The following is a 13,104-nucleotide window of genomic DNA, read 5'->3' on the forward strand; positions in this document are numbered from 1 at the left end:
TTTTCTATTTATTTTTTTTTATAAAAGAATAATGATAAAATTATTTTTTACTTGTAAAATTCCACCTTTTATTTTTATTTTTTTTTGATTATCTACTTCTGAATAAAATTTTATTATTCCATTTTTTAATATAGAAATAAAATAATCATGATTTTCTAATATTTGAAAATATCCATATAATCCAGGAGCAATAATAGAAATTATATTTTCTTTATATAAATTTTTATTATAATAAATAATTTTTATTTTCATAATATTATATTAATTATATTATTTTACATTTTTTTTCCAGATTTGATCACTTCTTCAATTGTTCCTTTTAAATTAAATGCTATTTCCGGAATATAATCTAACTCCCCATTTATTATCATATTAAATCCTTTTATAGTATCGTCAATTTTTACAAATTTTCCTTCAATTCCTGTAAACTGTTTTGCAACATGAAATGGTTGAGATAAAAAACGCTGAACACGTCTAGCTCTAGAAACTATTAATTTATCTTCTTCACTCAATTCTTCTATTCCTAGAATAGCTATAATATCTTGTAAAGAATTATATTTTTGTAAAATTTCTTTAACACTTTGTGCACAATTATAATGATCTTTATCTATTATATCTGGAGATAAAATACGAGAAGTAGAATCTAAAGGATCTACGGCAGGATAAATACCTAAAGATGCTATTTTTCTTGAAAGAACTGTTGTTGCATCCAAATGAGAAAATGTTATAGCAGGAGCAGGATCTGTTAAATCATCTGCAGGAACATAAACAGCTTGTACTGAAGTAATAGATCCTTTTTTTGTAGATGTAATTCTTTCTTGCATAGAACCCATTTCTGATGATAAAGTTGGTTGATACCCTACAGATGAAGGAATTCTTCCTAATAATGCTGAAACTTCTGATCCAGCTTGAGTAAATCTAAATATATTATCTATAAAAAATAAAACATCTTGTCCTTTTTTTTCTTTTCCTTCTGTATATTGATCTCTATAATATTCAGCTAATGTTAATCCAGATAAAGCAACTCTAGCTCTAGCTCCAGGAGATTCATTCATTTGTCCAAATACAAAAACAGCTTTAGAATCCTTTAGAGCTTCTTTATCCACTTTAGAAATATCCCAATATCCATTTTTCATAGATCTCATAAAAGAATCTCCATATTTTATAATTCCAGATTCTAACATTTCTCTTAATAAATCATTTCCTTCTCTAGATCTTTCTCCTACTCCTGCAAAAACAGATCTTCCTCCATGTCCTTTAGCTACATTATTTATTAACTCTTGTATTAATACAGTTTTTCCTACTCCTGCTCCTCCAAATAATCCAATTTTACCTCCTTTTGGATAAGGTTCTATTAAATCTATTACTTTAATTCCTGTATATAATATTTCTGTTTCTGTTGATAAATCCTGAAATTTAGGAGGTTCATTATGAATAGGTCTAGTCATAGATCTATCTATATCTCCTAACCCATCTATACAATCTCCTAAAATATTAAAAACTCTACCATTTATAGATTTTCCTACAGGTACGCTAATTGGGGTTCCAATAGATTGTACCTCCTGACCCCTTTTTAATCCATCTGTTACCTCCATTGAAATACAACGAACATTTTTATCTCCAATATGTTGTTGAACTTCTAAAACTATTTTATTTTTGGAGGATAAATGAACTTCCAAAGCATCATAAATTTTAGGAATAGAATCCACATCTTTAAAAGAAACGTCAATTACAGGACCTATAATTCTAGTAATTATTCCCTTTAATTTTTTTTTATACATTACGTAATCTATTTTTAATAGTCATATTTTAATAGTCATTAAATATAAATTTAGTATATTTGTAATAAAACATTTTGAAAATTTATTCATTTATTGATGAATTTTCTTCTTTTTTTCCATGTGCATTTACCCTTGGAGTTTTTGATGGAGTTCATATAGGACATCAAGAAATTATTAAAAATTTAATTTTTAGAGCTAAAAAAAAGTATTGTACTGTTTTACTTACTTTTTATCCACATCCTAAAGAAATATTGAATCCTAATAAAAAATTTTTCTATTTAAATACTCTTTCCGAAAGAATATATAAATTAAAAAAAATAGGAATAGAACATTTAATTATTCATCCTTTTTCTATAAATTTTTCAAAATTAAGTACAAAAAATTTTTTTCAAAAAATTTTAGATCCTAAATTTAAAATAAAACGAATTATTACTGGATATGATTCTCATTTTGGAAAAAATAGAGAATGTAATTATGAAAAATTAAAAAATTTTTCTCACATTTACGGATTTAAACTTTATCAAGTTAAACCTTTTAAATATAAAAAAAAAATAATCAGTTCTACTAATATACGGAAATCTATTTTATTAGGAAATATAAAATGGGCTAATAAAGCTTTAGGATATTATTATACATTATCCGGAAATGTTATAAAAGGAAAAGGTATAGGTAAGACTATTAATTTTCCAACTGCAAATTTACAAGTAGATTTAAAAAAATTAATTCCAAAAAATGGAGTTTATGCTGTAAAAATTAATTATTTAAATAATATTTATCAAGGAATGTTAAATATAGGAATAAATCCTACTATTAATCAGTATACTAAAAAAATTTATATAGAAGTACATATTTTTAATTTTTTTCAAAATATTTATGGAAAAAAAATAGATATTTTAATCATTCATATGATTCGTGAAGAAAAAAAATTTAATACACTTCAAGAATTAAGAAAACAAATTAAAGAAGATCAAATAAATATTAAAAAATTTTTTTCTTGTGAAAAAAAAAATTGATCAAATAATTCAACATTTATTACAAAAAATAAATTTAAATCAAAAATACATATTCATATCAAAAGAGGATGCAATTATAGAATATATAAAAAATAAATATAAATCGAAATTTAATCAAAAAACTGAATTTTTTACAATGGAGAAATTTTTTGAAAAAATTTCTGGATTAAAAATTTTAAATAATCATTCTATTCTTCTTGATTTTTTTTATATGTTAAAAACAGAAGATTTTTTGCATGAAAATTTTAATAATTTTTTTCATTGGGGACCTAAAATATTGAATGATTTTCAAAGTATAGATATTAATATGATTAATGTGGAATATTTTTTTTCTTCTATTATTTCTACAGAAAAAATAAAAAAGTGGAATTTTAATATTTTAGAACAAAAAAAAAATTTTTTTTGGGAAAAAATTCGTGAATATTATTATATTATGCAATCTCAATTTTTACAAAAAGGATTCACTTATAAAGGAATGCTTTTTAAAAGAGCTCTTTCTCATTTTAATTTTTTTTTATATAAAAATTCAAAAATAAATATTATTTTTTTCATAGATATTATATTAAATCAATGTGAAAAAATTTTTGTTCAAAAAATAATGCAATATGATAATGGATTAGTTTATAATTTATATGATAAAAATATTTTTGAAAATAAAAATATAATTTCAAAAGAACATAAAAAATTAAGTAATTTAAAAATAATTGAAGTTTCTAAAGAATTAGAACAAGTTAAAGTTGTAGAAAATATAATAGAAAAATTAATTCAAAAAGGAAAAAAACCCTATAATATACTTATAATACCTGGAGATAATTTTTTATTAATTCCATTATTACATTCTATAAAAAAATTAAATATTAATTTATCTATTAATATAGATTATTCATATAAAAATATTCCAATTTATTATACTTTTTACTATATTTTTCAATTTTTATTAAAAAAAGATAAATATGTAAAATTTTTAGATAAAAAAAATGTTATAAAATTATTATCTGATGGATATATTCAGAAATTTTTTTTAAAAAAAAATTTTTTATTAAAAAAATTGATAATTGATAACGATTCCAATATGATTTCTGAAAATGTAATAAAAAAATATTTATTAAAAAATGATTTATGGATTATTTTTCAAATTCCAATTTATAATACAAAAATTATTCTTTTAAGTATTATTAGTTTTATTAGAAAATTTAAAAAACTTCTTTTCAAAAATATTAATAAACATTTTTTAGAGTTAAAATTTCTTTTTAAACTAGAAATTTATATACAAAAATTAAGAATAATAGTTAGAAAGAAAAATTTAATTTTAGGAATTAATAACGTATTTCATATATATGAACAATTCGTAAATACAGAAAGTATAAGATATATACATAAAAATAAAAGAGGATTACACATAACAGGTTATGAAGATTTTTTTCTTAAAAATTTTGATACAGTGATTATTACTTCTTTTAATGAAGGTATAATTCCTCCTAAAAATTATGAAAAAAATTATTCTTTTATTTCTTTGGATCTTCGTAAGAAATTACAAATAAAAGATTTTAATAATGACATTTATTTTTCTCATTTTATGAGAATATTTCAATATTCTAAATATATATATTTAATATATAAAAATAAACAAGATGAAATTAATTCTGGAGAAAAAAGTCGTTTTATTCATCAAATAGAAATGAATTATAAAATTTCAACAGAAAAAATAAAAAATACATTTTTTCCTATCAATTTTACAAAAAAACCAATTGTAATTGAAAAAACAAAATCAATTATTCATCGTTTACATGAATTAATTACTAAAGGATTATCTCCTTCTTCTATTCGTTTATATAATTATAATCCTCTTTTATTTTATTATAAAAAAATACTTAATTTAAACGATCCTGAAGAAAATTATTTTAATAAAAAAGAAGTAGGAAAAGTTATTCATAAAATATTAAAAATTTTATATTATCCTATAAAAGAAAGTTTTATAAATATTAATCATATTTATAAAATGAAAAAAATATATGAATCTATTATAAAAAAAATTCTTTTAGGTAAAAAAAAAATAATGAAAGGGGAAAATATGTTATTTTATTATATAATAAAAACTTATATAAAAAATTTTATAAAATGGGATGAAAAATCTATTCAAAATGGACACAAAATTTTTCTAAAAAAAATAGAATATAAAATATCTACAGTGTTAAATATTGGATCAATAAAAGTAAATTTACATGGTATAATAGATCGTATAGATGAGTATGACGGAATTACTCGTATTATTGATTACAAAATTGGATTTTCTAAAATTAAAGAAATGAATATTTCTTTAAAAAATATTAAAAATATTTTTCAAGACCCAAATTACGCCAATATAATGCAATTATTAATTTATGTTTATTTGTGGTTTAAATATTCTATTTCTTTTAAAAAAAAAAGAATAACTACTCCTATAGGGATAGGAATAGTATCTCCTGCAAAAAATGGAATAATATTACAAATACCTATAAATTTTTTTGATCAAAAAAAAATAAATATTACATATGAAGATTATAAAATTAATTTTTTACCATTTCTCATTAATAGAATTTCAGAAATATTAGATCCAAAAACACCAATTATAGAAACAATTTAATGATTTTTAATATATGTATCTATATAATTTCCTACTTCTTCAGTAGTTGAAGAATATTCTATATCAATAATATCTGATGTACATACTTTATTTTCTATCGACTTTTTGACAGCTTCTTCTAAAAGATTTTTTTCTTTATACATTTTAAAATATTCTAACATCATAGATGCTGAAAGGATACATCCCAAAGGATTTGCTATATTTTTTCCAGCTGCTTGAGGATAAGATCCATGTATTGGTTCAAACATAGATTGTTTATTTCCTATAGAAGCTGAAGGTAATAATCCTAAAGAACTTGTAATAACACTAGCTTCATCTGAAAGAATATCTCCAAACATATTATCTGTTAATATAATATCGAACTTTTTAGGATTCATGATAATTTGCATAGCAGCATTATCTATATATAAAAAGTCTAAACTTACATCTGGATAATCTAATGCTATTTCTTGAATGACTTCTCTCCATAATTTAGAAGTTTCTAGTACATTTGCTTTATCTACTAGTGTTACTTTTTTTCTTCTTGAAAGAGAAGCTTTAAAAGCCATTATACCAATTCTTTGAATTTCTTTTTTTGAATAAATACAATAATCATAAGCAATTTCTTTATTTTTAGAACGACCTTTTTCTCCAAAATAAATACCTCCTGTTAATTCACGATATATTATAAAATCAACTTCATCTAATAATTCCTTTTTTATAGGAGATTTATTAATTTGAGAATAAACTACTATAGGACGAATATTACAATATAAATTCATTATTTTTCTTAATTTTAATAATCCATCTTCAGGTCTCATTCCTATTGTATTATTATCATATTTAGGATCTCCTATACAGCTCAATAAAACAGCATCTGATTTTAAACAAGTATCTATAGTTTCTTTTGGCATTGGAGTACCAAACTTTTCTATAGCTATAGATCCAGCTAGAATATTTTTATAATAAAAATTATGACCATATTTTTTGGTTATAGAATTTAAAACTTTGATTGTTTGTTTCATTATTTCAGGACCTATTCCATCTCCTTCTATAACAGAAATATTTTTTTTCATATTTTTTAATTTAAAAAAAATTTTATTCTATTTTTTTCAAAATTTTTAACATCTTCTTTTATAGAAATTAAAAAATCTATATCATCATACCCATTCAAAAAACAATTTTTTTTGTATGGGTGTATATAAAATGTTTCAAATTCTCCTGTTTCTATTATTGTTATTTTTTGATTCATTAAATCTACTTTTATTTGAATATTAGGATTTTTATTAATTAAATTAAATAATCTATTTAAAAAATATTCAGATATTTCTACAATTAGTAATCCATTATTTAATGCATTTTCTTTAAAAATATCAGCAAAAAAACTAGATATTACAACTCTAAATCCATAATCATAAATAGCCCATACAGCATGTTCACGACTAGATCCACAACCAAAATTTTTTCCTGAAATAAGAATTTTTCCACAAAAAAGAGAATTATTTAATATAAAATCTTTATTAATAGATCCATCTTTTTTATAACGCCAATCAATAAAAAGATTTTTTCTACACTCTTCACGTTTAATTTCTTTTAAAAAACGAGCTGGAATAATTTGATCCGTATCTATATCTACTATAGGTAATGGTACGGCTTTACTAATTAAAGTCGTAAATTTTTTCATTAATATATTTATTTATATCTACAATTTTTCCTTCAATAGCTATAATAGCAGCTGTTAAAGGACTTGTCAGTAAAGTTCTAGATCCTGGTCCTTGTCTTCCTTCAAAATTTCTATTAGATGTAGAAATACAATATTTTCCTGAAGGAATTTTATCTTCATTCATTCCCAAACAAGCAGAACATCCAGGTTGACGAAATTCAAATCCACAATTTTTAAAAATTTTATCTAACCCTTCTTTTTTAGCTTGTTTTACTACATTATTTGATCCAGGAACTATCATTACACGAACATGAATTGCTTTTTTTTTCCCTTTTACTATAGAAGCTACTAATCTTAAATCCTCTATTCTAGAATTAGTACAACTTCCTATAAAAATATAATGAATTTTTTTTCCTATTAAATATTCTCCTGGACAAAACCCCATATAATTTAAAGATTTTTGATAAAAATTTAATTTTGGAATAGATTCAGAAATTTTTATTGCCATACCAGGATTTGTTCCATAAGTAATCATAGGTTCAATTTCTTTAGCATTGAAAACATATTCTTTATCAAAAATTTTATTTTTATCTGTTACAAAATATTTCCAATATTCTATTTTTTTTTTGGATTCTTTAATATTTAAATTTGTATATTTTTGAATATAATCAAAAGTAATTTTATCTGGAGCAATTAATCCACCTTTTGCTCCCATCTCAATACTCATATTACAAATAGTCATTCTTCCTTCCATGCTCATTTTTTCAATAACAGATCCTGTATATTCTACAAAATAACCAATTCCTGCATTAACACCTAACTTAGAAATGATATATAAAATAACATCTTTTGGTGTTACTCCTCTATTTAAACTTCCATTTAATTGAATTTTCATTTGTTTTGGTTTGGATAACAATAAACATTGACTAGCCATAACCATTGTTATTTGACTAGTTCCAATTCCAAAAGCAATACAGCCAAAAGCTCCATGAGTTGAAGTATGACTATCTCCACAAACAATTGTCATTCCAGGTAATGTATATCCTAATTCTGGTCCAATAACATGAACTATTCCATTATTTTTATGACCTAATTGATATAATTTTATTTTAAATTTTTTACAATTAACTGTTAATAAATTTATTTGTTTTTTAGATAAAGGGTCTGAAATAGGTAAATGTTGATTTATTGTAGGTACATTATGATCCACAGTTGCTATAATTTTTTTAGGTCTAAAAATAGAAATATTTCTTTTTTTTAATTCTAAAAAAGCTTGAGGACTAGTTACTTCATGTATATAATGCCTATCAATATAAATAACATCTATTTTATTATCTAATTTTTTAACTATATGAGTTTCCCAAATTTTATCAAATAATGATTTTGACATTTTTACACAACATTTATTCTTCTATTATTCGTCGTATTATTATTAGTTTTATGCAAAAAATTATTATTTATATTAGCTTTTTTTAATATTATTTTTAATTCTATATCAGTAATTTCTTTTTTTCTATCTGCATATTCTAAAAATATAGAATAAACCAAATCTAAAGAATTTTTATTTAAAAAATAACCCAATTTTTTATAACGATAAGATAAGGCAGATCTTCCACTTCTAGCCGTTAGAATAATTGAAGATTTATTTATACCAACATCTTCTGGATTAATACTTTCATAAGTTTCTCTTTTTTTAAGAACTCCATCTTGATGAATCCCTGATGAATGAGAAAATGCATTAATTCCTACAATAGCTTTATTAGCTTGAACGTTCATCCCTGTACATTTAGACACTAAATAACTTGTAGAAGAAATTAATTTTGTATTAATTTTCGTAAATAAATTTAAATGAGAATTCTGTTTAATAATCATAACTATTTCTTCCAAAGAAGTATTTCCAGCTCTTTCTCCAATTCCATTTATAGTACATTCCACTTGTTGTGCTCCATTTATAATTCCAGATAAAGAATTAGCTGTAGCTAATCCTAAATCATTGTGACAATGAGTTGATAATATAATTTTATGAATTCCTTTAACGTTTTCTTTTAAAAATCGTATTTTTTCTCCATATTCTTTTGGAAGACAATAACCTGTAGTATCAGGTATATTAATAACTGTAGCTCCATATTTAATGACATTTTCACAAATTTTTGCTAAAAACTCATTTTCTGTACGTCCTGCATCCTCTGCATAAAATTCAACATCTTCTACAAACTTTTTTGCATATTTTACTGCATGAATAGCTCTTTCTATAATTTTATGCGGAGTACTATTAAATTTATAAAGTATATGATAATTAGATGTTCCTATCCCTGTATGAATTCTTGGTCTATTAGCATATTGTAATGCTTGAGCTGCTATTTCTATATCTTTTTCTACTGCTCTTGATAATGCACAAACTATAGTAGTTTTTGAAACTGATTTACAAATTTCTTGAACAGATTTATAATCTCCTGGACTAGAAGTAGGAAATCCTGCTTCAATAATATCAACACCCAAATCTTCTAATTTTTTAGATATTATTATTTTTTCTTTTGTATTTAATTTGCAACCTGGAACTTGTTCTCCATCCCGTAAAGTTGTATCAAAAATTTGTATTTTTTTATTTTCCATATCATTGGATTATTTGATAATATCAAAACTATTTTTTCCAAAAAGAAAATAGAAATAAATTATTATAATACTTACAATATCTAATTGTAAAAATTATTTGATATTTTTCTAGTAATCAAATTAAATATTATTATATAATTACAATGTCTAAATATAATAAATTGGATCATCTTCTTTTATTAATTCAAACTTTATCAAAATCAGAAAAAAGAAATTTTAAACTTTATGTTAATCGTATAAAAAAAAATACTTTTTCTAAGTTTATAAAACTTTTTGAAATAATGAAAAAAATGAATTTTTATGATGAAAAAAAAATATTAAAAAATACACATATAAGTAAAATGCAATTATCTAATGTAAAAGCTCATTTATATAAACAAATTTTGATTAGTCTTAAATTACAATATACTGAAGAAAATTATGACATACAAATACGTGAATATTTAGATTTTTCTAAAATTTTATATAATAAAGGATTATATATACAAAGCTTAAAATTATTAAAAAAAGCAAAAATTATTGCTAGATATTATGAGTCTAATACTATTCTTTTAGAATTAGTAGAATTTGAGAAAATGATAGAATCTCAACATATAACTAGAAGTCTTTATTCTAGATCCGGAGAATTATCATCAGAATCTAAAGAATTAATTGAAAAAATACAATGTAATAATGCTTTATCCAATCTTTCTCTAGAATTATATGGTTTATATTTAAAAGTAGGATATGTAAGAAATAAAAAAGATAAAGTATTTATAGAGACATATTTTCGTACAAATTTACCAAAATTTGATATTGATAAACTTAGTTTTTATGAAAAGTTATTTTTATATCAAGCTCAAGTATGGTATCATTATATACGACAAGATTTTATTATGTGTTATAGATCATCTCATAAATGGGTAGAATTATTTAAAAATCATACAAAAGAAAAAAAAATTTCTCCTGTCAGTTATTTAAAAGGATATCATTATTTATTAGAAACTTTATTTTATTTAAATCATTATTCTAAATTCATTGATGTATTAAAAAAATTTGAACAAGAAGTTCAAAATGGAGAAATACTTATGAATGGAAATACAAAAATATTGATTTTTATGTATATATATACTAATCGTATTAATAAACATTATATGGAAGGAACTTTTTCAGAAGGAATTAAAAAAGTTATTCCATCATTATTTACAAATTTTAAAAAGATATTTAATCGTTTAGATTCTCATTATATTATGATTCTTTATTATAAAATTGCTTGTTTATATTTTGGAAGTGGAGATAATAAAAATACCATTTTATATTTGTCCAAAATAATGGAAAATAAGAAAAAAAATTTACGACAAGATTTACAATGTTTCGCAAGATTATTATATTTAATTGCTTGTTATGAAAGTGGATTAGATGAAAATATGGATCAAAAAATTCAATCTACATATAAATTTTTTATCCAAATGGATGATTGGTATATTGTACAAAAAGAAATCATTTATTTTTTTAAAAATCTGGGAAATGTATATCCACATCAAATAAAAAGTCAGTTTAAAAAATTAAGAGATAAATTAATTAAATATTATAATCATCCTTATGAAAAAAGAACTTTTTTATATTTAGATATTATTTCTTGGTTAAATTCTAAAATAGAAAATAAATCAGTTGAAGTCATTATAAATGAAAAATTTATAAAAACTAATTATCAAAAATAAAAATATAATTATTTCAATAGAAAAAAAATTCTAAAAAAAAGAACCATAAAATATGAAAAAATAAAATTTAAAAAAATTCTTAATAAAAAAAAATTATAAATTTCATCTATTAAATAAAAAAAAATAAAAATATTAAAAAATAAATTTATTATACCACATAAAATATAAATACATATAATTAATTGTGATTTATTTTTTTTTATATTATGACTTATAAGTAAACAAATAAAAAATAAAAAACTACTAAAAGGTAATAAAAAAATATATATTCTTGATATGAATATCAAATTTTTTTTAAAAAAAAAAGCATTAAAAATAATATGCATAAAACTAAAAAAAAAAGTAAAAAAATTATACCCTATGATTTTTTTTATCATTAATTCATAAAGATTATATATTCTAATATATTATATGATACATACATGCAAAAAAACATTATTGATGAACTCTCATGGAGAGGATTAATAAAAAATAAAGTTCCAGGAATAGAAAATCAATTACAAAATCCTACTACAATATATGTAGGATTTGATCCAACATCTGATTCTCTTCATTTAGGAAGTTTAGTTCCTATTATTATTCTTATTCATTTTCAAAAAATGGGACATAAATCTTTAATATTAATTGGTGAAGGAACAGGTTTTATAGGTGATCCTTCTGGAAAAAAAAATAGAAGAATTTTTCTTACTCAAGAAATGTTAAAAAAAAATACAGAATCTATAAAAAATCAAATTTTAATACTTTTAAAAAGTCATTCACAAAAAATAGAATTATTAAATAATATAGATTGGATTAAAAATATTTCTTTCTTAGAATTTATTCGTAAAATTGGTAAATATTTTACTGTTAATTATATGATTTCTAAAGAAACTGTAAAAAAAAGAATTAATGATCAAAAAAATGGAATTTCTTTTACTGAGTTTTCTTATTCTCTTATACAAGGATATGATTTTTTATATTTAAATAAAATAAAAAATTGTTTATTACAAATAGGTGGATCTGATCAATGGGGAAATATAATAACAGGAATAGAATTAATAAGAAAAAAAACAAAAAAAAAAGCGTATGGATTAACTTTTCCTTTAATTACAAAATCTAATGGAATAAAATTTGGAAAAAGTGAAAAAGGAGAAAATATATGGTTAGATAAAAATAAAACTTCTCCATATAAATTTTATCAATTTTGGATAAATATTTCTGATTTTGAAATTGAAAAATATATAAAAATATATACTTTTTTTTCAAAAGAAGAAATTAATAAATTAATTATTAAACATAGAAAAAATACCAATAAAAGGTTTTTGCAAAAAAAACTAGCTTATGAAATAACTAAATGGATTCATGGAAATAAAATTTCTGAAGAAATAATTAAAATAACAAATATATTATTTAATAAAAAAAATGAAACTTTTCAATCCCTAAATAAGGATACTCTTGTTTCTATATATAATCATATTCCACATATGAATATTTCTTGTAAAGAATTTCAAAAAGGAATTTTTTTATTAGATATTTTAAAAAAAAGTGATTTTTTTGATTCTAAAAGTGAAGCTAATCGTGCTTTAAAATCCAATTCCATTTTTTTAAATAAAATTCCAATAAAAAAAAATATTTTACTTCAAAAAAATAACGTTATAAAAAATAAATATATTATTTTCCAATTTGGAAAAAAAGAATTTTTTATCATAAAAATTGAATAAATTTAATATATAAAAAATTTTAATTTATTAAT

The 13,104-nt window shown here is 21.1% G+C and carries 10 protein-coding genes; 4 read left to right on the forward strand and 6 right to left on the reverse strand.

The window, feature by feature from the left end:
* Window positions 1-18: 18 nt before the first annotated feature.
* Window positions 19-252: a FoF1 ATP synthase subunit delta/epsilon gene (locus tag H0H41_RS02775; RefSeq protein ID WP_185872178.1), complete on the reverse strand. Its 234-nt coding sequence runs from the start codon at window positions 250-252 to the stop codon at window positions 19-21.
* A gap of 23 nt (window positions 253-275) precedes the next feature.
* The gene (gene atpD, locus H0H41_RS02780; protein ID WP_185872179.1) at window positions 276-1,781 is read right to left on the reverse strand and encodes a F0F1 ATP synthase subunit beta; all 1,506 of its coding nucleotides are present in this window, start codon (window positions 1,779-1,781) and stop codon (window positions 276-278) included.
* A gap of 74 nt (window positions 1,782-1,855) precedes the next feature.
* Here atpD and H0H41_RS02785 point away from each other — a divergent pair, with 74 nt between their 5' ends.
* Together H0H41_RS02785 and H0H41_RS02790 are read left to right on the forward strand one after the other, a co-directional pair.
* Complete coding sequence (locus H0H41_RS02785) at window positions 1,856-2,794, forward strand: bifunctional riboflavin kinase/FAD synthetase (RefSeq protein ID WP_185872180.1); 939 nt, start codon at window positions 1,856-1,858, stop codon at window positions 2,792-2,794.
* A complete protein-coding gene (locus H0H41_RS02790) occupies window positions 2,778-5,417 on the forward strand; it encodes a PD-(D/E)XK nuclease family protein (protein ID WP_185872181.1) in 2,640 nt (879 codons plus the stop codon). The genes H0H41_RS02785 and H0H41_RS02790 overlap by 17 nt, the downstream gene beginning before the upstream one ends.
* Here the strand turns inward: H0H41_RS02790 and leuB are convergent.
* Genes leuB through H0H41_RS02810 form a run of 4 tightly spaced genes read right to left on the reverse strand, consistent with a single transcriptional unit; the run spans window position 5,414 to window position 9,672 of the window.
* Window positions 5,414-6,472 carry a 3-isopropylmalate dehydrogenase gene (gene leuB, locus H0H41_RS02795; RefSeq protein WP_185872182.1) on the reverse strand — a complete coding sequence of 353 codons (1,059 nt, stop codon included), beginning with the start codon at window positions 6,470-6,472 and terminating at the stop codon, window positions 5,414-5,416. The genes H0H41_RS02790 and leuB overlap by 4 nt on opposite strands.
* A gap of 5 nt (window positions 6,473-6,477) precedes the next feature.
* On the reverse strand, window positions 6,478-7,080 hold the full coding sequence (gene leuD, locus H0H41_RS02800) for a 3-isopropylmalate dehydratase small subunit (protein WP_185872183.1): 603 nt from the start codon (window positions 7,078-7,080) through the stop codon (window positions 6,478-6,480).
* Window positions 7,055-8,449, reverse strand: a complete 1,395-nt coding sequence (leuC, locus tag H0H41_RS02805) for a 3-isopropylmalate dehydratase large subunit (RefSeq protein WP_185872184.1) — start codon at window positions 8,447-8,449, stop codon at window positions 7,055-7,057. The genes leuD and leuC overlap by 26 nt, the downstream gene beginning before the upstream one ends.
* A 2-nt stretch (window positions 8,450-8,451) precedes the next feature.
* Window positions 8,452-9,672, reverse strand: coding sequence for a 2-isopropylmalate synthase (locus tag H0H41_RS02810; protein WP_185872185.1), 1,221 nt, complete (start codon window positions 9,670-9,672; stop codon window positions 8,452-8,454).
* A gap of 143 nt (window positions 9,673-9,815) precedes the next feature.
* Between H0H41_RS02810 and H0H41_RS02815 the strand changes: the two genes are divergently transcribed.
* Window positions 9,816-11,372 carry a hypothetical protein gene (locus H0H41_RS02815; RefSeq protein ID WP_185872186.1) on the forward strand — a complete coding sequence of 519 codons (1,557 nt, stop codon included), beginning with the start codon at window positions 9,816-9,818 and terminating at the stop codon, window positions 11,370-11,372.
* 422 nt (window positions 11,373-11,794) lie between these two features.
* Window positions 11,795-13,072: a tyrosine--tRNA ligase gene (tyrS, locus tag H0H41_RS02820; RefSeq protein ID WP_185872187.1), complete on the forward strand. Its 1,278-nt coding sequence runs from the start codon at window positions 11,795-11,797 to the stop codon at window positions 13,070-13,072.
* Window positions 13,073-13,104: the final 32 nt, after the last annotated feature.

The organism is Blattabacterium cuenoti (genome assembly GCF_014252255.1).
GTDB classification, from domain to species: Bacteria; Bacteroidota; Bacteroidia; order Flavobacteriales; family Blattabacteriaceae; genus Blattabacterium; species Blattabacterium cuenoti_J.

Coding starts and splice junctions, on each gene's coding strand:
- H0H41_RS02775 (WP_185872178.1), bottom strand. CDS start 252: ATGAAAATAAAAATTATTTATTATAATAAAAATTTATATAAAGAAAAT.
- atpD (WP_185872179.1), bottom strand. CDS start 1,781: ATGTATAAAAAAAAATTAAAGGGAATAATTACTAGAATTATAGGTCCT.
- leuB (WP_185872182.1), bottom strand. CDS start 6,472: ATGAAAAAAAATATTTCTGTTATAGAAGGAGATGGAATAGGTCCTGAA.
- leuD (WP_185872183.1), bottom strand. CDS start 7,080: ATGAAAAAATTTACGACTTTAATTAGTAAAGCCGTACCATTACCTATA.
- leuC (WP_185872184.1), bottom strand. CDS start 8,449: ATGTCAAAATCATTATTTGATAAAATTTGGGAAACTCATATAGTTAAA.
- H0H41_RS02810 (WP_185872185.1), bottom strand. CDS start 9,672: ATGGAAAATAAAAAAATACAAATTTTTGATACAACTTTACGGGATGGA.
- H0H41_RS02815 (WP_185872186.1), top strand. CDS start 9,816: ATGTCTAAATATAATAAATTGGATCATCTTCTTTTATTAATTCAAACT.
- tyrS (WP_185872187.1), top strand. CDS start 11,795: ATGCAAAAAAACATTATTGATGAACTCTCATGGAGAGGATTAATAAAA.